This is a genomic window from Novosphingobium sp. GW835-FHT14H07 (assembly GCF_058793515.1).
The window spans coordinates 161210-183918 of the sequence record NZ_JBXAFX010000001.1 but is presented as its reverse complement, the minus strand read 5'-3'; the positions used below and the strand labels follow the sequence as shown (position 1 = coordinate 183918).

The 22709-nt window shown below is 63.1% G+C and carries 25 protein-coding genes and 3 tRNA genes; 20 read left to right on the top strand and 8 right to left on the bottom strand.

Going from position 1 to position 22709, the window contains the following annotated elements:
* The first annotated feature begins 3 nt into the window (after positions 1-3).
* Positions 4-80, top strand: a tRNA-Asp gene (locus AC1Q5P_RS00920).
* A gap of 41 nt (positions 81-121) precedes the next feature.
* Positions 122-198: transfer RNA gene (locus AC1Q5P_RS00915), tRNA-Asp, on the top strand.
* A gap of 53 nt (positions 199-251) precedes the next feature.
* Here the strand turns inward: AC1Q5P_RS00915 and AC1Q5P_RS00910 are convergent.
* The 5 genes from AC1Q5P_RS00910 to AC1Q5P_RS00890 form a co-directional block, all read right to left on the bottom strand.
* The gene (locus AC1Q5P_RS00910) at positions 252-629 is read right to left on the bottom strand and encodes a limonene-1,2-epoxide hydrolase family protein (protein WP_492517893.1); all 378 of its coding nucleotides are present in this window, start codon (positions 627-629) and stop codon (positions 252-254) included.
* Positions 630-697: 68 nt separating this feature from the next.
* Entirely contained in the window at positions 698-916 is a 219-nt protein-coding gene (locus AC1Q5P_RS00905; protein ID WP_062348370.1) for a DUF2842 domain-containing protein, read from the bottom strand.
* Complete coding sequence (locus AC1Q5P_RS00900; protein WP_492517892.1) at positions 913-1500, bottom strand: 5-formyltetrahydrofolate cyclo-ligase; 588 nt, start codon at positions 1498-1500, stop codon at positions 913-915. The genes AC1Q5P_RS00905 and AC1Q5P_RS00900 overlap by 4 nt, the downstream gene beginning before the upstream one ends.
* Positions 1501-1696: 196 nt before the next feature.
* Complete coding sequence (locus tag AC1Q5P_RS00895) at positions 1697-2050, bottom strand: cell division protein ZapA (RefSeq protein ID WP_193828229.1); 354 nt, start codon at positions 2048-2050, stop codon at positions 1697-1699.
* 24 nt (positions 2051-2074) lie between these two features.
* Complete coding sequence (locus AC1Q5P_RS00890; protein ID WP_492476193.1) at positions 2075-2281, bottom strand: hypothetical protein; 207 nt, start codon at positions 2279-2281, stop codon at positions 2075-2077.
* Positions 2282-2501: 220 nt separating this feature from the next.
* On the opposite strand from AC1Q5P_RS00890, the gene tkt reads away from it, so the two are divergent.
* The 5 genes from tkt to AC1Q5P_RS00865 all read left to right on the top strand — a co-directional run bounded on the left by tkt (position 2502) and on the right by AC1Q5P_RS00865 (position 8246).
* Positions 2502-4469, top strand: a complete 1968-nt coding sequence (gene tkt, locus AC1Q5P_RS00885; RefSeq protein WP_492517891.1) for a transketolase — start codon at positions 2502-2504, stop codon at positions 4467-4469.
* 21 nt (positions 4470-4490) lie between these two features.
* Positions 4491-5498, top strand: coding sequence for a type I glyceraldehyde-3-phosphate dehydrogenase (gene gap, locus AC1Q5P_RS00880; RefSeq protein WP_039332288.1), 1008 nt, complete (start codon positions 4491-4493; stop codon positions 5496-5498).
* A 12-nt stretch (positions 5499-5510) separates the two neighbouring features.
* The gene (locus AC1Q5P_RS00875; protein ID WP_492517890.1) at positions 5511-5981 is read left to right on the top strand and encodes an MOSC domain-containing protein; all 471 of its coding nucleotides are present in this window, start codon (positions 5511-5513) and stop codon (positions 5979-5981) included.
* Entirely contained in the window at positions 5978-7165 is a 1188-nt protein-coding gene (locus AC1Q5P_RS00870; RefSeq protein WP_492517889.1) for a phosphoglycerate kinase, read from the top strand. Before AC1Q5P_RS00875 ends, AC1Q5P_RS00870 begins: the two co-directional genes overlap by 4 nt.
* A gap of 175 nt (positions 7166-7340) precedes the next feature.
* Positions 7341-8246 (top strand): fructose bisphosphate aldolase, encoded by a 906-nt coding sequence (locus AC1Q5P_RS00865; RefSeq protein WP_039332294.1) that lies wholly within the window; start codon positions 7341-7343, stop codon positions 8244-8246.
* A gap of 72 nt (positions 8247-8318) precedes the next feature.
* Here AC1Q5P_RS00865 and AC1Q5P_RS00860 read toward each other — a convergent pair whose 3' ends face one another.
* A complete protein-coding gene (locus tag AC1Q5P_RS00860) occupies positions 8319-8681 on the bottom strand; it encodes a hypothetical protein (protein WP_193828223.1) in 363 nt (120 codons plus the stop codon).
* Between the two features lie 80 nt (positions 8682-8761).
* Here AC1Q5P_RS00860 and thiE point away from each other — a divergent pair, with 80 nt between their 5' ends.
* The 3 genes from thiE (at position 8762) to AC1Q5P_RS00845 (ending at position 12651) form a co-directional block, all read left to right on the top strand.
* On the top strand, positions 8762-9406 hold the full coding sequence (gene thiE / locus AC1Q5P_RS00855) for a thiamine phosphate synthase (protein WP_039332295.1): 645 nt from the start codon (positions 8762-8764) through the stop codon (positions 9404-9406).
* Positions 9407-9461: 55 nt separating this feature from the next.
* Entirely contained in the window at positions 9462-10634 is a 1173-nt protein-coding gene (locus AC1Q5P_RS00850) for a L,D-transpeptidase family protein (RefSeq protein ID WP_492517888.1), read from the top strand.
* 64 nt (positions 10635-10698) lie between these two features.
* Positions 10699-12651 (top strand): OPT family oligopeptide transporter, encoded by a 1953-nt coding sequence (locus AC1Q5P_RS00845; RefSeq protein ID WP_492517887.1) that lies wholly within the window; start codon positions 10699-10701, stop codon positions 12649-12651.
* Here AC1Q5P_RS00845 and AC1Q5P_RS00840 read toward each other — a convergent pair.
* Positions 12643-13020: a hypothetical protein gene (locus AC1Q5P_RS00840; protein ID WP_052242072.1), complete on the bottom strand. Its 378-nt coding sequence runs from the start codon at positions 13018-13020 to the stop codon at positions 12643-12645. The genes AC1Q5P_RS00845 and AC1Q5P_RS00840 overlap by 9 nt on opposite strands.
* A gap of 108 nt (positions 13021-13128) precedes the next feature.
* Between AC1Q5P_RS00840 and efp the strand changes: the two genes are divergently transcribed.
* The 3 genes from efp to AC1Q5P_RS00825 all read left to right on the top strand — a co-directional run bounded on the left by efp (position 13129) and on the right by AC1Q5P_RS00825 (position 14644).
* Positions 13129-13692, top strand: a complete 564-nt coding sequence (efp, locus tag AC1Q5P_RS00835) for an elongation factor P (RefSeq protein ID WP_039332301.1) — start codon at positions 13129-13131, stop codon at positions 13690-13692.
* Positions 13693-13695: 3 nt separating this feature from the next.
* Positions 13696-14520, top strand: a complete 825-nt coding sequence (locus AC1Q5P_RS00830; RefSeq protein ID WP_039332303.1) for an inositol monophosphatase family protein — start codon at positions 13696-13698, stop codon at positions 14518-14520.
* Between the two features lie 40 nt (positions 14521-14560).
* A tRNA-Leu gene (locus tag AC1Q5P_RS00825) sits at positions 14561-14644 on the top strand.
* Positions 14645-14648: 4 nt separating this feature from the next.
* Here the strand turns inward: AC1Q5P_RS00825 and AC1Q5P_RS00820 are convergent.
* Positions 14649-15170, bottom strand: a complete 522-nt coding sequence (locus AC1Q5P_RS00820; RefSeq protein WP_156135719.1) for a hypothetical protein — start codon at positions 15168-15170, stop codon at positions 14649-14651.
* A 119-nt stretch (positions 15171-15289) separates the two neighbouring features.
* On the opposite strand from AC1Q5P_RS00820, the gene radA reads away from it, so the two are divergent.
* The 7 genes from radA to proS all read left to right on the top strand — a co-directional run bounded on the left by radA (position 15290) and on the right by proS (position 22680).
* On the top strand, positions 15290-16657 hold the full coding sequence (radA, locus tag AC1Q5P_RS00815) for a DNA repair protein RadA (protein WP_492517886.1): 1368 nt from the start codon (positions 15290-15292) through the stop codon (positions 16655-16657).
* A 12-nt stretch (positions 16658-16669) separates the two neighbouring features.
* Positions 16670-17224: a CvpA family protein gene (locus tag AC1Q5P_RS00810; RefSeq protein ID WP_039332311.1), complete on the top strand. Its 555-nt coding sequence runs from the start codon at positions 16670-16672 to the stop codon at positions 17222-17224.
* A gap of 1 nt (position 17225) precedes the next feature.
* Complete coding sequence (locus tag AC1Q5P_RS00805) at positions 17226-17654, top strand: iron-sulfur cluster assembly scaffold protein (RefSeq protein ID WP_039332313.1); 429 nt, start codon at positions 17226-17228, stop codon at positions 17652-17654.
* 88 nt (positions 17655-17742) lie between these two features.
* Entirely contained in the window at positions 17743-19359 is a 1617-nt protein-coding gene (locus AC1Q5P_RS00800) for an MFS transporter (protein ID WP_492517885.1), read from the top strand.
* Entirely contained in the window at positions 19328-20419 is a 1092-nt protein-coding gene (gene alr / locus AC1Q5P_RS00795) for an alanine racemase (RefSeq protein WP_492517995.1), read from the top strand. Before AC1Q5P_RS00800 ends, alr begins: the two co-directional genes overlap by 32 nt.
* A gap of 39 nt (positions 20420-20458) precedes the next feature.
* Complete coding sequence (gene phaR / locus AC1Q5P_RS00790) at positions 20459-21049, top strand: polyhydroxyalkanoate synthesis repressor PhaR (protein WP_407668266.1); 591 nt, start codon at positions 20459-20461, stop codon at positions 21047-21049.
* A gap of 83 nt (positions 21050-21132) precedes the next feature.
* On the top strand, positions 21133-22680 hold the full coding sequence (gene proS / locus AC1Q5P_RS00785) for a proline--tRNA ligase (RefSeq protein ID WP_492517884.1): 1548 nt from the start codon (positions 21133-21135) through the stop codon (positions 22678-22680).
* Positions 22681-22709 lie beyond the last annotated feature (29 nt).

Here is a 22709-nt window from a genome sequence, read left to right as displayed (position 1 = left end):
GTAGCGGGTGTAGCTCAGTTGGTTAGAGTGCCGGCCTGTCACGCCGGAGGTCGCGGGTTCGAGCCCCGTCACTCGCGCCACCACTTGGGGAAGTGCCTTCGCGGCACTTTTTTGACGTTACGCGGGTGTAGCTCAGTTGGTTAGAGTGCCGGCCTGTCACGCCGGAGGTCGCGGGTTCGAGCCCCGTCACTCGCGCCACGTCAGATGCGATGCAAAGGGCGCCTCAGGGCGCCCTTTCGCGTTCAGAGCGCCTAACCCTTGAACGGCGCGGTGTCGAAGTAATCGCGCCACTTCACGATCTTGCCCTCAAGCACCTCGAAAATACCCATTAGGCGCAGGGATACGAAAGTCTCGCCTGCAGCGTTGATCATGTGATCGACCCGCTCGGTCAGGACCGTATTGCCGTTGGCAGCAATCGCCAGCATGTCGACCTTGATGCGCGCAATCCCCATGTCGTTTTCGAAGCCTGCGACCAGCGCAAGGCCTTGCTCGATGCCGATGGTGTGGGTCATCCCCACGTTTTCGTAATCGGTCTGCTCTGTGAAGTATTCCCGCACTGCAGCGGCAAATCCGCCGGGTTGCTCCCACATCGCGCAGAAGGCCTCGACGGTTTCAATTGGACCAGGCATGCCATTCTCCCCTTTGCGTTAGGCAAAAGGGTAAGGAATCGCGTTGCACTGTCCAGCAACCTTTGCGCTCAACCCCAGCGGCCGGTTTCCATCCAGATCAGGAAGCGCCGCAGCGGCAGGAGCCAGACGGTTCCAAGCACGATGTAGGCAAGGGTCTGCAGCAGGACGTGCCATTGCCCGATGACGCCGGACAAAGCAGCAACGCCCAACGCATAAACGATCAGGCCCAGGACCAGACCGAGAATGCCAATGGGCTTGCGCCAGGTCGGCTTGTAATCTTCCCTCACCTTTGGCGCTCCCACGGACCATAGATTCGCGTCGGCGTTACCACGGCATGCAGCGAGGCGTCATGCGCCTCGCGGGGCAGGTGCTCGACCAGCTGGCAGTCCCAGGCAAGGCCGATGGGAAGGGTGGACGGATGCGCTTCAAGCCAGCGGTCGTAATGACCGCCGCCCTGGCCAAGGCGCCCACCATCGGCGCTGAAAGCAACCAGGGGCACGAAAAGCACTTCGGGCACAACCTCTGCGGCATCCTCTGCTGGTTGGACTATGCCCTTCCACGGTCCGGGCGCGAGCAGTTCGTCCACCCACGGCGAACTCCACTCGCGAAACACCATCGGCGACGAGCGGTCGGCAAACCACGGCAGTGCGATCTTGTGACCGGCCTCATGCAGCACCTGCGCGTAGGCGGTTGCCGGTGCCTCTGCCGGGCCGGCGAGATAGATCCCGACGGTCGCTCCTTCCGGTACCATCGCCATGACGGGCGAGGGCGGCCGGCGGAACATCAGCGCCTTCACGCGGGCATCGAGCGCTGCGACGTGGGCATTGCGCCGCGCTCTAAATTCGGTGCGCAACGCATTCTTGGCTTCCACAAGGTGCTCCGGACAGAAAGGAGGGGTGACGGGCCCACCATGGGTCGTTTGCTCGGAAAATCCTCTGACGCCTCGACGTCAGGTGGGGACCGCTTGCCCGGGACCAGGATCCCAGACAGGGGCAGCCCCCTTGGATTGCTTATAGCCTCAGGGATGTTCATGCGGCTCGTGCCGGGCAGATCCCGTCACGACCTAGTTAGGCGCTGACCGGCCCTTGCTCAAGGGCGGCAGCGAGTTTTTCGATGCGTTCTGCCAATGCGTTGACGCGATCGACCATTGCAGGGTCGATTTCCGTGCTTTCGATCGAGGCGGGAGCGGGCGTTACCGGTTGTCCGGCATCAGGGGCAGGAGCGCCCTTGTGCGCTTCGTGCAGCTCGTCTGCCATCATCAATGCCGCGAACAGAAGCATCCGCGTCTCGCTTTGCTGGCCACCGATCTTGCGAGCACGTTCGTCGACCATGCGGCCGAGCATCTCGATATGGGCTTCCTCGCCGTCAGCGCAGGACACCGCGAAGTTGCGGCCGCCGATCGGTAGACTGACGTTGCTCATGACAGGGGGCTCATGATCGGGGGCTCATTTCGGAAGACCTGCCAGCAACAGATCAAGCTGTCGCAATTCCTGGGCGACCGTGTCCTTCAGGCGTCGATGACGAACCTTGAGCAGCGCCAGCTCTTCGCCCGCTGCAGCCCCTGTGGTTCCCTGTTGCGCGACCACTCCTTCGACCCGCACGAGCGCCTGCTCAAGCCGGTCCAGAGCGGCGCCGAGTGCTTCCGTCGCCATGGCTTGGCACGCTAGCACAATCGCATGGACGCGCAACACCATGGCAGGACTGCGCCGGGGAAAGTCGGGCGCAGAAGCTCATATTGTGCATCTGCAATAAAGAAGCCGCCCTGCCAGCCTTGACCCTTGGCCCCATGGTGACCAAAGAGACCCCGCTCCGAATCACCGGATTCATGCGGCCACAGCCGTTCGGCCGCTCGCAGGGAAGGGCTTTTTCAGCATGACACGCGATTCCACCGCGCTGGCTCCCATGGCCAACGCGATCCGTGCGCTTGCCATGGACGCGGTTCAGGCAGCCAATTCCGGTCACCCCGGCATGCCCATGGGCATGGCCGACGTGGCGACGGTGCTGTGGACGCAGTTCCTGAAGCACGATCCTGCCGCGCCGAAGTGGTCCGACCGTGACCGCTTCATCCTGTCGGCCGGTCACGGCTCGATGCTGATCTATGCGCTCCTTCACCTGACGGGCTACGAAAGCCCGACGATGGAGGACATCCGCAAGTTCCGCCAGATCGACAGCGTCTGCGCCGGCCACCCCGAGAACTTCCTGATCCCGGGCGTCGAATGCACCACCGGCCCGCTGGGGCAGGGCCTTGCCATGGCCGTCGGCTTCGCGATGGCCGAGCGTCATCTCAACGCGCAGTTCGGTGATGACCTGGTCGACCACCACACCTGGGTTGTCGCCGGTGACGGGTGCCTCATGGAAGGCATCAACCACGAAGCCGTGGGCCTTGCCGGGACGCTCAAGCTCGGCCGCCTAAATGTCCTGTGGGACGACAACAAGATCACCATCGATGGCGACACGTCGCTGTCGACCACCGAAGACATCCTCGGACGCTACACTGCTTCAGGCTGGCACGTGACCTCGTGCGACGGTCATGACTTTGCCGACATCGCCCGCGCCCTTGCCGAAGCCAAGGCAGATCCGCGTCCGTCGCTGGTCGCCTGCCGTACGGTGATCGGCAAAGGTGCGCCCAACAAGCAGGGTGGCCACAACGTTCACGGCGCGCCGCTCGGCGCTGACGAAATCGCCGCCGCCCGCGAATATCTTGGTTGGACTTCGGCGCCGTTCGAAATCCCGGCAGATATCCTTGCCAACTGGCGCACGTCGGCAGAAGCCGGCAAGGCCGCTCGCGCCGAGTGGGAAAAGCGCGCTGCGGCCAACCCGCAGTCCGCCGAACTCGCCCGCCGCATGGCAGGTGACCTTCCGGCCGATACAGGTTTCGATGCCTACATCCAGTCGCTGATCGCCACCCCGCCCAAGGTTGCGACCCGCAAGTCCAGCGAAATGGCGCTCGAGGCGTTCACTGCAAACGTGCCCGAGATGGTCGGTGGTTCGGCGGATCTTACCGGTTCGAACAACACCAAGACCAAATCGACCGCCCCGTTCACGCCGGAAAGCTACGACGGCCGCTATGTCTACTACGGCATCCGCGAGTTCGGCATGGCCGCCGCGATGAACGGCATGGCGCTGCACGGCGGAATCATTCCCTACGGCGGCACCTTCCTGGTGTTTTCCGACTATTGCCGCAACGCCGTGCGCATGTCGGCCCTGCAGCACGTTCGCGCGATCTACGTGTTCACCCACGATTCGATCGGCCTTGGCGAAGACGGCCCGACCCATCAGCCGGTCGAGCATGTCATGAGCCTGCGCATGATTCCGAACCTGCTGGTGTTCCGCCCGGCCGACGCCATCGAAACGGCGGAAGCGTGGGCCCTGGCGCTGGCCAACAAGGATCGCCCGTCGGTCCTCGCGCTGACCCGCCAGAACCTGCCGCCAGTCCGCTTCGACGCCGAAATGAAGAGTGCCAAGGGCGCCTATCGTCTCGTCTCGTCCTCGGCCGCACGCAAGGTCGTGCTGCTGGCAACCGGCTCCGAAGTCGAAGTGGCGATGAAGGTTGCTGCAGCTCTGGAAGAAAAGGGCCTCGGCACCGACGTTGTCTCGGTTCCGTGCTGGGAACTGTTCGACGAACAGGACGCCGCCTACAAGGCAGACCTCCTGCCTGCCGACGCGCTCAAGGTCTCGATCGAGGCTGGCGTCACTCTTGGCTGGCAGAAGTATGTCGGTGATGGCCTGTCGATCGGCATCGATACCTTCGGCGCTTCGGCTCCGATCGACGCCCTCTATGATCACTTCGGCCTCACCGCCGAAAAGATTGTCCCGCAGATCCTCTCGCGGGTTTCGTAATTCAAACAGGAGATACCTGACATGGCGATCAAGGTTGCAATCAACGGTTTCGGACGCATCGGGCGCAATGTCGCCCGCGCCATCCTCGAACGGCCCGATTGCGGCCTTGAGCTGGTCTCGATCAACGACCTGGCCGATGCCAAGGCCAACGCCCTGCTGTTCAAGCGCGACAGCGTCCACGGCGCGTTCGCGGGCGACGTTTCGGTCGACGGCAACGATCTGATCGTCGATGGCAAGCGCATTCAGGTGACCGCCGAGAAGGACCCGGCCAACCTGCCTCACGCCGCCAACGGCATCGACATCGCGCTGGAATGCACCGGTTTCTTCACCGATCGCGCCGGCGGCCAGAAGCACCTCGATGCAGGCGCCAAGCGCGTGCTCATCTCGGCACCGGCCAAGGGTGTCGACCTGACCGTCGTCTATGGCGTGAACCACGACAAGCTGACCGGCGATCACCTGATCGTCTCGAACGCCTCGTGCACGACCAACTGCCTCGCGCCGATGGCCAAGGTCCTGCATGAATCGATCGGCATCGAGCGTGGCCTGATGACCACGATCCACTCGTACACCAACGACCAGAAGATTCTCGACCAGATCCACAAGGACCCGCGTCGTGCCCGTGCCGCTGCCATGAACATGATCCCGACCAGCACCGGCGCCGCCGTTGCCGTGGGTGAAGTTCTGCCCGATCTCAAGGGCAAGCTCGACGGTTCGTCGATCCGCGTCCCGACCCCGAACGTCTCGGTCGTTGACCTGACCTTCACGCCGAAGCGCGACACCACCGTCGAAGAAGTCAACGGGCTGCTCAAGGCCGCTGCCGAAGGTGCTCTGAAGGGCGTGCTCGGCTACACGGAAGAGCCGCTGGTCTCGATCGACTTCAACCACGATCCGCACTCGTCGACCATCGACAGCCTCGAGACCGCCGTGCTTGAAGGCAAGCTGGTTCGCGTCCTGTCGTGGTACGATAACGAGTGGGGCTTCTCCAACCGCATGCTCGACACCGCGGGCGCGATGGCGAAGTTCCTCTGAGGAACTGACGCGATGAGCGGGCGTCTCGGAGGCATTGCACGGCATGACCGGCCGCGCGGGCCTATCGAGACGCTCGATCACGTTTCCGTCACGCGCGAACTTGGTGTTCGCGGTGACCTGCGCGGGGCAATCCGTCCCGGCAAATCCGGTCGCAGGCAGGTCTCGCTGATCGAAGCCGAAAGTTGGGATGCCGCGCTGGCGGACCTCAAGCTGACCGCAGATCAAATGCTTCCCTGGCACGTGCGCCGAGCGAACCTGCTGGTCCATGGCATCCGCTTGCCCCGCGAGGCGGGGAAGGTCATCGCCATTGGCAAGAGCCTGCGGATCCAGACAACCTGCGAATGCGACCCGTGCAGCCGCATGGACCAAATACTGCCCGGCCTGAAACTTGCGCTGATGCCTGACTGGCGCGGCGGGGTGCTCGGCCGGGTGATCAGCGATGGCGAAATTGCCGTCGGCGACGAAGTGAGGATCGAGGAATGAGCTTCAAGACTCTGGACGATATCGGCGATCTGACCGGCAAGACCGTGCTGGTTCGCGAGGACCTCAACGTGCCGATGCAGGACGGCGTGGTGAGCGACGACACGCGCCTTCGCGCCACCGTTGCCACGCTGAACGAGCTATCGGACAAGGGCGCCAAGGTTCTGGTGCTGGCGCATTTCGGCCGTCCGAAGGGGCAGCCTTCGGAAGAATTCTCACTGAAGAAGCTGGCAGAGCCATTGTCTCACGTGCTGGGCCGCCCCGTCAGCTACATCGACTGGGAAGGCGACAAGGCTGCGGTCGCGGCACTTGCGCCGGGGGCTATCGCGGTGCTTGAAAATACCCGCTTCTTCGGCGGCGAGGAGAAGAACGATCCGGCTGTGATCGAGCGCTTCGCCAGCCTCGGCGATATCTACGTCAACGATGCCTTCTCGGCTGCACACCGCGCCCACGCCTCGACCGAAGGCCTGGCCCACGTGCTGCCCGCTTACGCTGGTCGCGCCATGGAGGCCGAACTCAAGGCTCTGCAGAAGGCCTTGGGCGAGCCGGAACGTCCGGTCGCGGCCGTTGTCGGCGGTGCCAAGGTCTCGACCAAGCTCGACGTGCTCAAGCATCTTGTGACCAAGGTCGATCACCTGATCATCGGTGGTGGCATGGCCAATACCTTCCTCGCCGCGCGCGGGGTCAATGTCGGCAAGTCGCTGTGCGAACACGACCTGACCAGCACCGCCGAGGAAATCCTCGACAATGCCGACAAGGCGGGCTGCACTGTCCACCTGCCCTACGACGTGGTTGTGTCCAAGGAATTCGCGGCCAACCCCGCCAGCTTGCGTACCTGCAACGTCCATGAGGTTGCCGAGGATGAGATGATCCTCGACGTGGGGCCTGCCGCCGTCGAGGCTCTGGGCGACGCGTTGAAGACCTGCCGTACGCTGGTGTGGAACGGTCCGATGGGCGCGTTCGAGACCGAGCCGTTCGATGCAGCCACTGTCGCTCTGGCCAAGACGGCCGCTGCGCTGACAAAGGAAGGGTCGCTGGTTTCTGTTGCCGGTGGTGGAGACACTGTGGCCGCGCTCAACCACGCCGGTGTTGCCGCCGATTTCAGCTACATATCGACGGCCGGCGGTGCGTTCCTCGAATGGATGGAAGGCAAGGAACTGCCGGGCGTGGCAGCCCTCGAACGCTAAAAAATTCCGGAGCGCGTGTTGCACTGCGGCACGCGCTCCTTTATGGCGCATAACCGCATAGGTATGCGCCATTTCAGACGCTTTTCGATCTTCGGGAGCGTCTTTCAAAAGCGCTTTTACGCATAGGTATGCGGAGACGGAATTCCGCCGTTTCTGCAAGGAACAGGACCCGCTGATGAACACGACCGAAATGACCGCGAAGATGGCCTCGGGCAACGGCTTCATTGCCGCACTTGACCAGTCGGGCGGTTCGACGCCGAAGGCTCTCAAGGGCTATGGCATCGAAGAAGGCGCGTGGGCCTCGGAAGAGGAAATGTTCGGCCTGATCCACGAAATGCGCGCCCGCATCATTCGTTCGGATGCTTTTTCGGGTGAGAAGGTCATCGGCGCCATCCTGTTCGAGCGTACGATGGACGGCACGGTTGATGGCAAGTCCGTTCCGCAGGCGCTGATCGAAAAGGGCGTCGTGCCCTTCATCAAGATCGACAAGGGCCTCGAGGACGAGGCAAACGGCGTCCAGCTGATGAAGCCGATGCCGACACTTGACGACCTGCTGACCCGTTCGAAGGCTCTTGGCGTCTATGGCACCAAGGAACGCTCGGTCATCAACTCGGCCAACCGCGAAGGCATTGCTGCCGTGGTTGCGCAGCAGTTCGAAGTCGGCAATCAAGTGCTCAGCCACGGCATGATGCCGATCATCGAGCCTGAGGTAAACATCAAGAGCGAGACCCGCGCCGAGTGCGACGCGATCCTGCTGGAAGAAATCCTCAAGAACCTTGATGCCCTGCCCGAAGGTACGCAGGTGATGCTCAAGCTGTCGCTGCCGATCGTGCCGTGCACGTTCGACCCGCTCGTCGCGCACCCCAAAGTGCTTCGCGTGGTGGCCCTGTCGGGCGGATACAAGCGTCCCGAGGCTTGCGTCGAGCTTGCCAAGAACACCGGCATCATCGCCAGCTTCAGCCGCGCCCTGCTTGAAGACTTGCGTCACCAGATGACCGACGCGGAATTCGACGCTTCGCTCGCTGCGGCAATCGACGAAATCTATACCGGCTCGACGCAGAAGACTCTCGTCGCCGCCTGATTACCGTTTGAGAGGACGGAAAGGCCACCCCGTCACCGGCACAGCCGGGGCGGGGTGTTTTATTGTGCGGTGTTATCGCGCGACGCTGAAGTGAAACAGGTAGTCCGATGGCTTCAGCTTCTTGCCAGCAAGACGGCCGGGCTCGACTGTATCGAGCATGATCCCGTCGATCGGCTCCCCAAGAGTGAAGCGCCTGGTCTCAAACGTGCCGCCGCGCTGCAGGGTTGCTTCGACGATCACGCGGCCAGCCCAGACGCAACGCGCATTCATCGGACAACGGCTGTCTTCGATCAGCGAATCGACGCGGACCTTGTCGGCGCCGACGAGCGTTGTCTGGCCAACCATCGCGTTCCCATCGGTGCGTTCTGGTTTCGTGGTGGTGGCGCAGGCGGCAAGAGCAACCGCAGGGACAAGGGCAAGGAAGGCTTTGGTCATCCCCCGACAATGCTCCCGCCGGATGAACCGTTCCGGAACCGAAGTTGCAGCAGCGACGGCTAACCGATAAGGCGCGCGCCATGGCAAAGCTTTCCTCCGAACTCTACCTGATCTCGCCCCTCGATGTTGCGGGCACTTTTCCTGACAGGCTCGTGCGCGCCCTTGATGCAGGGCCGGTGGCCGCATTCCAGTTCCGGGTGAAGGACGTGGACGAGCACGAGGCTGCGCGCCTTGCCGAGCCGCTCCAGCGCATCTGCGCGGACCGTGACGTGGCTTTCATCGTCAACGATTCGATCAGCCTGGCCAAGCGTCTCGGTGCCGACGGCGTGCATCTTGGGCAAGATGATGGTGACGTGAAGGACGCCCGCGACCGCCTAGGCCGTAATGCGCAGATTGGCGTTACCTGCCACGACAGCCGGCATCTCGCCATGGACGCCGGCGAGGCGGGGGCGGACTATGTTGCCTTCGGCGCCTTCTTTCCTTCCAGCACCAAGGACACCAAGCACGTCGCCGGACTCGACCTCCTCGAATGGTGGCAGTCGATCTTCGAGCTGCCGTGCGTTGCGATCGGAGGAATCACGCCCCAGAATTGCGCGCCGCTGATACAGGCCGGCGCTGACTTCCTGGCGGTCAGCAATGCGGTGTGGGGTGGCGACGAAGTGGCCAACGTGGCAGCTTTCTTCGACGCCATCCGGGCAAATCCGCGACTGAACGAGGATAGCTGACGGAACCGGCGGCAAGGGCAGGGGGTTCTGGAGAGGAAATGTCTCCGGAGCGCCAATGTCCCGTTTCAACCTAGCCGCGTCGTCCTTCCTTGTACTGAGTGCCCTGACCCTCAGCGCCTGCAATTCGAACAAGCCTGAACCAGCCCCGAGCGAGACGGTGGCAAGTACGCCTGCGTTCGCGGTTCCCATGGCGTCGAACGATCCCGCCCCGGGTCAGCCGCCACAACAGGAAGACGCGGCGCGTCCGGTCATGCAGGCGCAAGTAGTTTTGGAACGGCTCGGGTTCTCACCCGGCATCATCGACGGCAAGACCGGCCTATCGACGACAAATGCCGTGAGCGGTTTCCAGAAGGCAAACGACCTGCCTGTGACTGGCAAGTTCGATGATGCCACAATGAAGGCCCTGTCGCGCTGGTCGAATATTGCGGCAACACGCGTCGTCACGATTCCCGAAGAGTTCGCCGCAGGCCGCTATGCACCGCTGCCCAAGGACCCGGCGCAGCAGGCCAAGCTTTCGGAAATCGGCTACACATCGCTCGAGGAGAAGCTGGCCGAGCGCTTTCATACCACGCCAGAGGTGTTGCGGGGATTGAATCCCGCCTTGGCGCAAGAAGCAGCAGCGCGCGAAGCTTCAATGAAAGAGCGCCAGACTCGCAACCCGCCCACAGCCGACACACCCCCGGTCGAACCGTACCGCGCAGGAATGCAGCTTCGCGTGCCTAACACCGGTGGCGATCGCATTGATCCCGGCAAGGTCGATAACAAGGGCTGGCTTTCGACACTGGCCATGCTTGGCGTGAGCGACGCTCAGCCTGAAGCTGCGCGCATCGTGGTCAGCAAGTCCAAGGGGACTCTCGAAGCCTACGACAGGTCGGACAAGCTGGTGGCCGTCTTCACAGTGACAACCGGCTCCTCCCATGATCCACTGCCGCTCGGCGACTGGAAGATCAACGGAACGTCCTACAACCCCGAGTTCTCCTACGACGCCAGCCTGTTCTGGGACGTACCCGACAGCAAGGGCGAGCATCTCCTTCCGCCCGGACCGAACGGCCCCGTGGGCGTTGTCTGGATCGACCTTTCCAAGGAGCACTATGGCATCCACGGCACCCCTGAGCCGCAGACCATCGGACGCGCTGAAAGCCACGGCTGCGTTCGCCTGACGAACTGGGACGCAGCCCGGCTCGCGCAGATGGTAACGGGTGCGACGAAGGTTTCGTTTGTAAGCTGATGCCGCTTCCCATGCGTGCTTCATCGTGCAAGACAGGCCACCTGTTACACCGGATGGAGCGGAAATGAGCGGCATGGTCCCACGGGAACTGACACTGCGTGGCGTGGTGCTGGGCGCGATCCTGACGATCGTGTTCACGGCCGCCAACGTCTACCTTGGCTTGCGTATCGGCCTGACGTTCGCGACTTCAATCCCTGCGGCTGTGATCTCCATGGCTGTTCTGCGTGCGTTTTCGGGCGCAACCATCCAGGAGAACAACATCGTCCAGACGATTGCGAGTTCGGCGGGCACGCTATCGGCGATCGTGTTCGTACTCCCCGGCCTCGTCATGGTCGGTTGGTGGGCAGACTTTCCCTACTGGGAGTCGGTCGCAGTCATTGCCGTCGGCGGCATCCTCGGCGTGATGTACTCGGTGCCGCTGCGCCGAGCCTTGGTGACCGGGTCCGACCTTCCCTATCCCGAAGGCGTTGCCGCCGCTGAAGTTCTCAAGGTGGGGGCAGGGGTCGGTGGCGCGGAGGAGAACCGGAAGGGTCTTGCTGCAGTGACTGCAGGAGGGCTCCTCGCTGCGCTCTACCCGTTGCTCGCCAAGATGAAGCTGGCCGTCGAGGAAGTGGGCGGGGCGTTCAAGGTCGGAACCGGCGGCTCGATGTTGACCGGTGGACTCTCGCTCGCCCTGGTCGGCGTTGGCCACCTCGTTGGACTTGCCGTCGGTATCGCCATGCTCGTCGGTATTGTGATCAGCTTCGGCATTCTGCTTCCACAACTGACGGCAGGCGGGATTCCGGCCGGAACCGAACTGTCCGAATTCGTCGGCACGGTTTTCCGCCAGAAGATCCGCTTCATCGGCGCTGGCACGATCGGTGTCGCAGCGATCTGGACGCTGCTCCGTGTGATTGGCCCGATCGTGAAGGGGGTGACTGCGGCTATCGCTGCCAACCGCGCCCGCAGCGGTGCCGGGATGGGCAGCCTTGACCTGACCGAGCGTGACATTCCCATCGGCATCGTGGGAGGAACCATCATTGCGGCGATGATCCCGATTGCCCTGCTGCTGGCAGACTTCGCCACCGGAGGCCCGGTCGCGGCCGCGCTCGGGCTATCGCTGATCGCGTCGGTAATCTACGTACTCGTCGCCGGCATCATCATCGCCTCGGTCTGCGGTTACATGGCCGGCCTGATCGGCGCGTCGAACAGCCCGATTTCCGGCGTTGGAATCCTCGCCGCGCTTGGCATCTCGCTCCTTCTCCTTGGCCTGTTCGGACGAGGCCTGGGCGAGGATGACACCAAGGCGCTGGTCGCCTTCGCCCTGTTCGTCACCGCCATCGTGTTCGGCGTCGCGACGATCTCCAACGACAACCTGCAGGACCTCAAGACCGGCCAGCTCGTCGGCGCAACGCCGTGGCGTCAGCAGGTCGCTCTCGTGTTGGGCGTGCTGTTCGGGGCACTCGTGATCCCGCCGATCCTAGACCTGCTCAACTCAACCTTCGGCTTCCAGGGAGCGCCAGGCGCAGGCGAGAACGCGCTTTCGGCCCCGCAGGCCTCGCTGATCTCCGCCATTGCCCAAGGGGTGCTCGGCGGCAATCTTGACTGGAACCTCGTCGGCCTCGGCGCCGCGATCGGCGTGGGCGTTATCTTCGTCGACGAGATTCTGAAGCGTACCGGCAACCGCTCGCTCCCGCCTCTCGCTGTCGGCATGGGCATGTATCTGCCAACTTCGGTCACGGCAATGGTGATCCTTGGCGCGGTACTTGGCCACCTTTACAATGGATGGGCCGCCCGCCAGTCCGCGCCCGAATTTGCCGAGCGCATGGGCGTCCTCACCGCCACCGGCCTAATCGTCGGTGACAGCCTGTTCAACATTGCCTACGCCGCAATCGTCGCGGCTACCGACAATCCCGATGCCCTGGCTGTGGTCGAGGACTTCCCGGGCGCGCTGCCATTCGGCGTGATCGCGTTCGGGAGCATCATCGCCTACGCCTACGGGCGCATGCGGCGTGACAGTGCCGTGGGATCAGCCTGAGGTAGAGAGGTTGACCGGCCCGGCATGAACGCAACGCAGGTTGAGTTGCGTATCGTCCGTCGCCAGTTCGCGCAGGATTTCCTCGCCGTCCATCTGGAAGCGGCGGCCGGCGAACACGCCGCTGGTGATCGTCACCCGGTCTGCCAGGCGCAGATAGGTTCCTCGCGATCCATCAGGTGCGATATAGCTCGAATCCGGGATCGTCTTGAACCCCAGTTCAGGCTTCTCGACCGGAAGCACCGCGGCATCGCCCGGCACTTCGCAAGTCCAGCCGCCCTTGGGCAGGACCATCAGCCTGCCGCCCGGCACCGCCTGGGCAACGCCAGCAAGACCGAGAACTCCGACTGCGAAAACAACCATGCGCTTCATGCTCGTTGCGCTAGCACGTGGCAGCAGCGTTGGGCAATCGCGCTTGAAGCTTTGGGCCCGAACCGCTAAGGGCCGCGCTTCCCTACTCACGGTAAGGCTCTTTCCATCATGAAGATCAGCGGCGTGGACATCCGTCCGGGCAATATCCTGGAATACGAAAAGGGCATCTGGAAGGTCGCCAAGACCCAGCATACCCAGCCCGGCAAGGGCGGCGCCTTCATGCAGGTCGAGATGAAGAACCTCATCGACGGCCGCAAGACCAACGTCCGCTTCCGCAGCGCCGACACTGTCGAGCGCGTCCGCCTCGACACCAAGGACTTCCAGTTCCTTTACGCCGAGGGCGAGGACCTGGTGTTCATGGACGTCGAGACCTACGACCAGATCAACCTGCCCAAGGATCTGCTCGGCGATGCCGCGGCGTTCCTGCAGGATGGCATGACCGTACTTCTCGAAATGTATGACGAGCGCCCGATCTCGGTGCAGCTGCCGGAACAGGTGGAAGCCACCATCGTCGAAGCCGACGCCGTGGTGAAGGGCCAGACCGCCTCTTCGTCGTACAAGCCCGCCATCCTCGACAATGGCGTGCGTGTGATGGTGCCGCCCCACATCGAGAGCGGCACGCGCATCGTCGTCGACGTGTATGAGCGCAGCTACGTCGGCAAGGCGAACTGATCGATGGCAGCCATTTCCGGCCTGATGCGCGTGATGGAACGCGCGGCGCGCAAGGCGGGTGGCCGCCTGCGCCGCGACTTCGGCGAGATCGAGCATCTTCAGGTCAGCAAGAAGGGCCCGGCGGACTTCGTCTCGAAGGCCGACCAGCACGCCGAACGCACGCTGTGGGATGAACTGCGCGCGGCACGTCCGGGCTGGGGCTTCCTGATGGAAGAAGGTGGTGAGATCGCCGGTGAGCCGGGCAAGCCGCGCTTCATCATCGATCCGCTCGACGGCACCAGCAATTTCCTCCATGGCATTCCGCATTTCGCGATCTCGATCGCCGTGCAGGAACCCACGCTGGACGGGAAGGGCTGGGGCGAAGTCACCGCAGCGCTCGTCTATCAGCCGATCACCGACGAAAGCTTCTGGGCCGAAAAGTCGCAAGGTGCATGGCTGCAGGACCGCCGGTTGCGCGTTTCGGCGCGTCGCCATCTCGACGAGGCGCTGATTGCCACTGGCATTCCGTTCTCCGGCCGGGGTGACATGGGTGAATGGATTCGCATCTACAGCGAGTTGGGCCCCCGCATTGCCGGTATCCGCCGTTTCGGCGTCGCCTCGCTCGACCTTGCCTGGGTCGCAGCGGGCCGTTTCGACGGGTTCTGGGAATCCGGCCTCTATCCCTGGGATACGGCAGCAGGTTGCCTTCTCGTGCGCGAAGCCGGCGGTTTCGTGTCCGATTACAAGGGGCGCTCGCACCCGATCTGCGACGAGACGATCCTCGCCGGCAACGATGCGCTGCACTCGAAGCTCCACAAGCTTCTCGTTGGCGCACTCCGTAACGCTTGACGTTGCAGGACGGCGCTGGCTAAGGCCGGTGCCGTCCAGTGCCCCTGTGGCGGAATGGTAGACGCGAACGACTCAAAATCGTTTGTAGAAATACGTGCCCGTTCGAGTCGGGCCAGGGGCACCATTCCCTAATCGACAGCATCCGATCCGGATCGCAGCGCCGATTGCGCGGCAAGCGCGCTGACCTGCTCGGGCGTCGGCGTCATCTGCCCCTGTTCGAGGCGCTTCTTCCGTTCTTCCTCAAGTTTCCGCAGATAGGCTGCGCGTTGCGCAGGAGTCATCCGGGCAAGTGCAGCCTGGTCAACCTCGATGATGATCGTGCCGGGCGCGGTCGTCATTCCTTCGGGAATGATGCTGCTGTTGCCGTCCGACATCCCGCTGCCATCCATGGGCGCGCCGAACTGGCCATTGAAGCCGGCCTGTCCCGAGGACGACTTGCGCTGGCTGGAGCGGTTGTCCACCAACTTGGCCTTGCCACTCCGCGCCTTGGCAGCCTGGCGCTCGGCATGACGGTCGGCCTGCGCCATCGCCTCCTGCGCATCGCCGTTGGCGAACACGGCAATCACGGTCGACAGGGCAACGGTGAGTACCGCAAAGTGGCGGTACATCCGGGGCTGGATACCCAGAAAATGATCAGACGGCGCGGCCATGGCTAAGGGACATACCTGATCCGCCGTTAAGGATGATGCCCCACAGCATGGTTAGCAAAGAGCTACGGAAATGGCGGAGATGCGCTTGCGTTCCGCCTATGTTCTGGTAATCGCAATCCATGGCCAAACCCAAACGTCGCTTCGTCTGCCAGGCCTGTGGCAGCGTCACCACCCGCTGGCAGGGGCAATGTGTCGATTGCAGCGAATGGAACACGCTGATCGAAGAAGCGCCGGAAACGATCTTCTCGGCCAAGCATGACCTGTCGAGTGGCGGCCGCCGGGTTGCTTTCGTGCCGCTCGATGCGCCGGTCGCGCTTCCGGTGCGCCGGTCCACAGGCATTGCGGAGTTCGATCGGGCACTGGGCGGCGGGCTTGTGCCCGGTTGTGCTGTCCTGATGGGCGGTGATCCGGGCATCGGCAAGTCAACCTTGCTCCTTCAGGCGGCGGCACAGATCGCTATGGCCGGAGGCGAGGCAGTCTATATCAGCGGCGAAGAAGTGTCGGATCAGGTTCGTCTGCGGGCTGACCGCCTCGGCCTCGGCAAGGCGCCGATCCAACTGGCTTCGGCGACATCGGTGCGGGACATTCTGACCACGCTGGGATCGATGAACCCGCCCTCGCTGCTGGTGATCGATTCGATCCAGACGATGCATTCGGACCAGATCGAAGGTGCACCGGGCACGGTCAGCCAGGTACGCGGCTGCGCGTTCGAACTTATCCGCTATGCCAAGGAAACCGGCGTCTCGCTGGTGCTGGTCGGCCACGTTACCAAGGACGGCTCGATCGCGGGCCCGCGCGTGCTCGAACACATGGTCGACGTGGTCATGAGCTTCGAAGGGGAGCGCAGCCACCAGTATCGCATCCTTCGCGCAATCAAGAACCGCTTCGGCGCCGTGGACGAGATCGGCGTCTTCGCAATGGCCGGGGCAGGGCTGGAAGAGGTCGGCAATCCCTCGATGCTGTTCCTTTCGGGGCGCGAGGATCAGGTCGCGGGCAGCGCAGTCTTCCCGGCACTTGAAGGCACGAGGCCGGTGCTTGTTGAAATACAGGCGCTCACGGTCCGACTCGCGAGCGGGGCCACCCCGCGGCGCGCCGTGGTCGGGTGGGACAGTGGCCGGCTTGCCATGTTGCTGGCGGTGCTCGAAGCCCGATGCGGCTTGAGCTTTTCGACGGCCGAAGTCTATCTCAATGTCGCCGGCGGTTACCGCCTGACCGACCCGGCCGCCGATCTTGCCGTGGCCGCAGCGCTGATCTCAGCCTTGTCGGACCGTCCCTTGCCGGCGGCTTCGATCTGGTTCGGGGAGGTCTCGCTGGCTGGCGAGGTCCGGCCGGTGGCCCACACACCCGTTCGCCTGCGCGAAGCGGCCAAGCTGGGTTTCAGCCTCGGCTGCGGACCCGAAGCAGGCGCGGAAAAGGTCGACGGTCTGCGCTACTCCCCGCTCAAGCTGCTGCCAAATCTCATTGACCGCATAATGGGCGGCTCATAGGCTCGCGGCGCAATGACCGGTCTTGATTATGTCGTCCTGATTTTCCTGGGCATCGGTGCCGTCGGGGGATTCATACGTGGCTTCATCGAGGAAGTGCTCTCGCTGGCCGCGTGGTGCATTGCCTTGCTGGCAGTGCATTATCTCCACGCACCGCTGACGCTTTGGCTGGCCGTCCATCTGCCGACCGAGACTGGCGCCGGGGTCCTCGCATTCTTCCTGCTGCTGTTGCTCCCCTATCTTCTCACGCGGATTATTGCGCGTCGGATGGGGTCTGCCAGTCGGGATTCGGCGATTGGACCGATTGATCGCGTGCTGGGTTTCGGGTTCGGGGCGGTCAAGGGCTTCATCATCGTCGTGCTGGGCTATTCGATCATCGTCTTCGGCTATGATCTCGTCTGGGGTGAGGATGGGCGTCCGGAATGGATCGTGCAGTCGCGCGCCTATCCCTTCCTCAATGCCGCAAGCGAAGAATTGCTGACACTGATTTCGGAGCGCCGTGAAGAGGCTGCCGATCAGGCCCGTGAAGTTGCCAGGCGCAAGGCGCGCAAGCAGTTGCTGGGCGAATAGAATGACCACGCGCGGGCTCTACACGCCCGACATCCTGGGCCAGGCCATGGTTTTGGCACAGTATCCGTGGGTGCCGGATGCGCCGTATCACGGCGCGGCCAGATCACGCAGTTGTGGCAGTTCGATCGAACTTTCGCTTCGCACGGACGATACTGGCGCCATAGAGGCAGTCGGCGTTCGCCCGCACGCCTGCGCAGTTGGCCAGGCAGCGGCTGCGGTCTTTGCCGAGCAGGCTGCTGGCCGCTCCCGAACCGACATTGCACGGGCACGGGTGACGCTGGCGGCATGGCTGGCGGGGGAGGGCAACCAGCCTGAGTGGCCGGGCATCCACTTGCTCAATCCGGCGCTCGCCTATCCCGCTCGCCACGCCGCGATACTGCTCGCATGGGATGCCGCACTTGATGCCCTGCCGGAGCATGTCCTTCCCTGATCGAATGCGGGGCTTGCGGCAGGCGATGCCGCTTGGCTACAGCACCCTCCGATAAGAGTGACGCGGGGGAAATCGAGTGCCAGATACCATGAAACACGGGGCCGCGGTGGAGCCGAGCGCTTCCGACATCAGGCTGGTGATCGCTGCCAGTTCGGCGGGTACCGTGTTCGAGTGGTACGATTTCTTCATCTACGGCACACTTGCCGCGATCATCGGCAAGACGTTCTTCCCATCCGACAACGCAACGCTCCAGCTGCTACTGGTGTGGGCAGGGTTCGCCGTCGGTTTCGGCTTTCGTCCTCTGGGCGCCGTGTTGTTCGGTTTCCTCGGTGACAAGCTGGGCCGCAAGTACACGTTCCTCGTAACCGTGACGCTCATGGGCATCGCCACCGCAGGCGTCGGCCTTATTCCCTCGGCTGACAGCATCGGCCTTGTCGCCCCCGCCATCGTCATTCTTCTGCGAGTCCTCCAGGGCCTTGCGCTTGGTGGTGAATACGGCGGCGCTGCGGTTTACGTTGCCGAACATGCACCGGGTGGTCGCCGGGGCTATTACACCAGCTATATCCAGGCCAGCGTGGTCGGCGGATTCGTACTCAGCCTCATCGTGGTCCTGACCAGCAAGAGCGTGATGAGCGAGGCGGTGTGGAATTCCTGGGGCTGGCGCGTGCCGTTCCTGGTCAGCCTTGCGCTGCTCGCAGTGTCGCTGTGGATGCGCCTCAAGCTTTCGGAAAGCCCTGTCTTCAAGGCGATGAAGGAGCAGGGAGAGCTGGCAAGCAATCCCTTCGTCGAGAGCTTTACATATCCTGGCAACAAGCGCCGCATCTTCATCGCGCTGTTCGGGATCGCCGCTGGCCTGACCGTGATCTGGTATACCGCGATGTTTTCCAGCCTCGCGTTCCTCAAGTCCGCGATGCGACTTGACGACACTTGGGCGGAGGTCATCGTCGGCATAGGCGGAGCGATCGGGATGGTCTTCTACCTTCTTGCCGGCGCACTTTCAGACCGGATCGGGCGCAAGAAGCCGATCGTGATCGGCTATGCCCTCACTCTCCTGCTGCTCTTCCCCACGTTCTGGCTTCTGGGGTCGGCCGCCAATCCGGAGCTTGCTGCAGCCGCGCAAAGAAGTCCTGTGGTCGTGTCCGGGGCGGAGTGTGATTACAGTCCGTTCAAGGGCGAACAGACAAGCAAGTGCGGAAAGCTGCTTTCCGATCTATCCGCCTCGGGGATTTCCTACTCTCTCGAGCAAAAGGGCAACTTTGCCGTAACTGTCGGAGGCGAAGCGCTAACTCTCGCGGACTATCCATGGACTGAAAAGGCAGCGGTAAGGGCGCAGGCGCTCCAGAGCGAACTGGCAACCTCCGGCTACGAATTTGCCAAGGTGAAGCCTTCGCCACTCCGACTTGCCCTCATCCTCGCCGCGCTGCTGCTGCTCATGGCGATGTCCGGCGCCACGTACGGCCCGGTCGCCGCCCTCCTGTCCGAGATGTTCCCGCCGCGGATCCGTTACAGTTCGATGTCGATCCCCTATCATCTTGGCACAGGATATTTCGGGGGTTTCCTGCCGCTGATTTCGAGCTACATCGTCGCCCGAACCGGCGATCCCTATGCCGGTTTGTGGTACACCTGGGTGATCGTCCTCGTCGCGTTTCTGGTCTCGCTGTGGGGCTTGAAGCCTGGACTGCCCACTGATTTCACGGACGACTGACATCACCTTTCCTGCCCCGCCAGCCCCGACGCTCCGTCTCGGCTTCGATGCCGAAGCGCTCGCCGCCAACTGGCGCGCGCTTGATGCCCTGTCCGGCCGCGCGAGCGCTGGTGCCGCGGTCAAGGCTGATGCCTACGGGGTAGGCGCGGCGCGGGTGGTTCCGGTGCTTGCCGCCGCGGGCTGCGGCACCTTCTTCGTGGCGCACTGGACTGAAGCGGCAGAGATACTGCCTTCCGTGCCCGCTGCATCCATAGCAGTGCTTCATGGTCCCTTGACCGGCGAAGAAAGCGAGTTTGCAAGGGCAACAGGTGTTCGTCCTGTCATCAACAGCCTGGAGCAGGCGCGGCGTTGGAGCAGTGGCGGAGGAGGCCCTTGCCACCTGATGGTCGATACCGGGATGAACCGTCTCGGCGTGCCGCTTGATCAGATTGGCGATCCCGCGATCAGTGCACTTCAGATCGACCTGTGCATGAGCCATCTGGCCAGTGCGGACGAGGACGTATCGCAGAACGAATCGCAGCTGCAGTTGTTCGAGGACGTCCGCCGCAGCATCCGGGCTCGGCGTTACAGCCTCGCCAACAGCGCCGGCATAGCGCTCGGCAAGGGCTATCACGCCGACCTGACCCGGCCCGGGCTTGCGCTTTATGGCGGCATCGCCAGACCCGAACTGGCGCCGCACATCCGACCGGTCGTCCGGCCCGAAGCGGCGCTGTTGCAGACTCGGACACTGCGGGCGGGCGACAGGGTGGGCTACAACGCACTGTTCACTGCCGATCAGCCGATGCGGATCGGGATCATCTCGCTCGGTTACGCCGACGGATACCTGCGATGCTGGTCCTGCATCGGCACGTTTCTTTGGCAGGACCGAAAGGCTCGGGTCTTGGGGCGTGTCTCGATGGACCTGACGATCGTGGATCTGGCGGAAATGCCCGATTGCCATGAGGGTGAATGGTTAACCGCGGACTACCAGCTCCCTGCTGCAGCCGCGCAAAGCGGGCTTTCGCAATACGAATTGCTGACATTGATGGGCAAGCGCTTCTCCCGCCAAAATGGATTCTGACTGGGGTTGTTAAGATTTGTTGCGCCGCACATGCTGCACATGCTAATACTAAGCAACGTCGCAGTGGGGGCCCAAACCATGGCCAGTGAGTCCAAGTCCGGCGGCACGGTTATAATCAAAAAGTACGCAAACCGTCGCCTCTACAACACCAGTACCTCAAGCTACATCACGCTCGACCATCTTGCTCAGATGGTTAAGGACAATGTCGACTTTCAGGTGATCGATGCCAAGACGGGTGCGGATCTGACGCACGCGATTCTGACCCAGATCATCATGGAGGAGGAGTCCGCCGGCGAGCAGATGCTGCCGACCAATTTCCTGCGACAGCTCATCTCCATGTATGGCAATTCGATGCAGGCATTCCTGCCCGGCTATCTAGAAGCCTCGATGGAACATTTCCGCGAGAACCAGGCCAAGATGCGCAAGGCGATCGAGGAAAGCATCGGCGCCAATCCGCTCGCCCAGATCGCACAGCGTAACATGGAAATGTTCAAGGCTGCTGCCGCCGCTTTCGTTCCCGGCGCGGCCACCAAGGACGAGAGTACCCCCGTTGCTGAGGGCGACGACCTGGACGTCCTGCGCAAGCAGATGGCCGACATGCAGAAGAAGCTCGACGAGCTTTCCAAGTAAGCGGTTTTCCTTCCCGCCTTTCCGTCATTTTGAGCTGATGACGGCATTGCGGGAAGCGCTTTTGCGCTTTAACGCGCTGCCTCATGAACAAGCCCGCAATCAAGCACGCGCTCAACGTCAAGCGCGCTGACGACTTCGCCCAGTGGTATCAGGCCGTGATTTCCGAGGCCGAGCTTGCCGAGGAATCCGGCGTGCGCGGCTGCATGGTGATCAAGCCATGGGGCTACGGCATCTGGGAACGCATCCAGAAGCTGATGGACGCCGAGATCAAGGAAGCGGGCGTCGAGAACTGCTACTTCCCCCTGTTCATCCCCCTGTCCTACTTCGCCAAGGAAGCCGAACACGTCGAAGGCTTTGCCAAGGAAATGGCGGTCGTCACGCACCACCGCCTGATTTCTGATGGCAAGGGCGGACTGACGCCCGATCCCGAAGCCAAGCTGGAAGAGCCGCTGGTTGTTCGTCCGACCTCGGAAACGGTGATCGGCGCGGCGATGGCGCGCTGGGTCCAATCGTGGCGCGATCTCCCGCTGATGGTCAATCAGTGGGCCAACGTCGTGCGCTGGGAAATGCGCACCCGCATGTTCCTGCGCACCAGCGAGTTCCTCTGGCAGGAGGGCCACACCGCGCACGCCGACGAGGCTGACGCGATGAAGGAGACGCTGCGCGCGCTCGAGATGTATCGCGCCTTTGCCGAAGGTCCGCTGGCGATGCCGGTCATCGCCGGGCCGAAGCCCGAGAACGAACGCTTCCCCGGCGCGGTCGAGACTTTCTCGATCGAGGCCATGATGCAGGACGGCAAGGCGCTGCAGGCCGGCACTTCGCATTACCTGGGCACGACCTTCGCGCAGGCCGCGGGCATCCGTTATCAGGACAAGGAGGGCCAGCAGGCGCTGGCGCACACCACGTCATGGGGCGTTTCGACGCGCCTGATCGGCGGCGTGATCATGACACATGGCGACGACGACGGCCTTCGCGTCCCACCGCAGGTGGCGCCGCAGCAGATCGTGATCCTGCCGATGCTGCGCGACAACGATGGGGACGAAGCGCTGCTTGCCTACTGCGAAGAGATCCGCAAGGCGCTGGCCAGCCAGTCTGCCTTCGGCGAGCGTGTGCGCGTCCTGCTCGACAAGCGTCCGGGCAAGGCCACGCAGAAGCGCTGGGCGTGGGTCAAGCGCGGCGTGCCGCTGATTCTCGAGATCGGAGGGCGCGACGCAGAGGGCGGGCAGGTTTCGGCGCTACGCCGTGACCGGCTGTGGCGCGAGGATGCCAAGCCCAACTTCGTCGGGCAGGCCAAGGGGGATTTCATCGCCTCGGCTGCGGCAGAGCTCGAGGCGATCCAGAATTCCCTCTACGAGGAGGCGCGCCAGCGCCGCGATGCGCAGATCGTGCGCGACGTGACGGATCTTGACGGCCTGAAGACCTACTTCGCCGAGGGTAACAAGTATCCCGGCTGGGTCGAAATGGGCTGGAGCAAGCCGACCGGTGCCGCGCTGGACAAGGTTGTCGAGCAGTTGAAGGCGCTCAAGCTGACGATCCGCAACACGCCCCTCGATGCCCGGAAGCCGGATGGGGTTTGTCCGTTCACCGGCGAACCGGCGGTCGAGAAGATCCTGATCGCCAGGGCTTATTGATCAACAAGGGTGGCAGGGAACTGCCACCC

Excerpts from the sequence above, each read along its gene's own strand:
- AC1Q5P_RS00910 (WP_492517893.1), bottom strand. The coding sequence starts at position 629 with ATGCCTGGTCCAATTGAAACCGTCGAGGCCTTCTGCGCGATGTGGGAG.
- AC1Q5P_RS00895 (WP_193828229.1), bottom strand. The coding sequence starts at position 2,050 with ATGAGCAACGTCAGTCTACCGATCGGCGGCCGCAACTTCGCGGTGTCC.
- AC1Q5P_RS00890 (WP_492476193.1), bottom strand. The coding sequence starts at position 2,281 with ATGGCGACGGAAGCACTCGGCGCCGCTCTGGACCGGCTTGAGCAGGCG.
- tkt (WP_492517891.1), top strand. The coding sequence starts at position 2,502 with ATGACACGCGATTCCACCGCGCTGGCTCCCATGGCCAACGCGATCCGT.
- gap (WP_039332288.1), top strand. The coding sequence starts at position 4,491 with ATGGCGATCAAGGTTGCAATCAACGGTTTCGGACGCATCGGGCGCAAT.
- AC1Q5P_RS00875 (WP_492517890.1), top strand. The coding sequence starts at position 5,511 with ATGAGCGGGCGTCTCGGAGGCATTGCACGGCATGACCGGCCGCGCGGG.
- AC1Q5P_RS00870 (WP_492517889.1), top strand. The coding sequence starts at position 5,978 with ATGAGCTTCAAGACTCTGGACGATATCGGCGATCTGACCGGCAAGACC.
- AC1Q5P_RS00865 (WP_039332294.1), top strand. The coding sequence starts at position 7,341 with ATGAACACGACCGAAATGACCGCGAAGATGGCCTCGGGCAACGGCTTC.
- AC1Q5P_RS00860 (WP_193828223.1), bottom strand. The coding sequence starts at position 8,681 with ATGACCAAAGCCTTCCTTGCCCTTGTCCCTGCGGTTGCTCTTGCCGCC.
- thiE (WP_039332295.1), top strand. The coding sequence starts at position 8,762 with ATGGCAAAGCTTTCCTCCGAACTCTACCTGATCTCGCCCCTCGATGTT.
- AC1Q5P_RS00850 (WP_492517888.1), top strand. The coding sequence starts at position 9,462 with ATGTCCCGTTTCAACCTAGCCGCGTCGTCCTTCCTTGTACTGAGTGCC.
- AC1Q5P_RS00845 (WP_492517887.1), top strand. The coding sequence starts at position 10,699 with ATGAGCGGCATGGTCCCACGGGAACTGACACTGCGTGGCGTGGTGCTG.
- AC1Q5P_RS00840 (WP_052242072.1), bottom strand. The coding sequence starts at position 13,020 with ATGAAGCGCATGGTTGTTTTCGCAGTCGGAGTTCTCGGTCTTGCTGGC.
- efp (WP_039332301.1), top strand. The coding sequence starts at position 13,129 with ATGAAGATCAGCGGCGTGGACATCCGTCCGGGCAATATCCTGGAATAC.
- AC1Q5P_RS00830 (WP_039332303.1), top strand. The coding sequence starts at position 13,696 with ATGGCAGCCATTTCCGGCCTGATGCGCGTGATGGAACGCGCGGCGCGC.
- AC1Q5P_RS00820 (WP_156135719.1), bottom strand. The coding sequence starts at position 15,170 with ATGGCCGCGCCGTCTGATCATTTTCTGGGTATCCAGCCCCGGATGTAC.
- radA (WP_492517886.1), top strand. The coding sequence starts at position 15,290 with ATGGCCAAACCCAAACGTCGCTTCGTCTGCCAGGCCTGTGGCAGCGTC.
- AC1Q5P_RS00810 (WP_039332311.1), top strand. The coding sequence starts at position 16,670 with ATGACCGGTCTTGATTATGTCGTCCTGATTTTCCTGGGCATCGGTGCC.
- AC1Q5P_RS00805 (WP_039332313.1), top strand. The coding sequence starts at position 17,226 with ATGACCACGCGCGGGCTCTACACGCCCGACATCCTGGGCCAGGCCATG.
- AC1Q5P_RS00800 (WP_492517885.1), top strand. The coding sequence starts at position 17,743 with ATGAAACACGGGGCCGCGGTGGAGCCGAGCGCTTCCGACATCAGGCTG.
- phaR (WP_407668266.1), top strand. The coding sequence starts at position 20,459 with ATGCTAATACTAAGCAACGTCGCAGTGGGGGCCCAAACCATGGCCAGT.
- proS (WP_492517884.1), top strand. The coding sequence starts at position 21,133 with ATGAACAAGCCCGCAATCAAGCACGCGCTCAACGTCAAGCGCGCTGAC.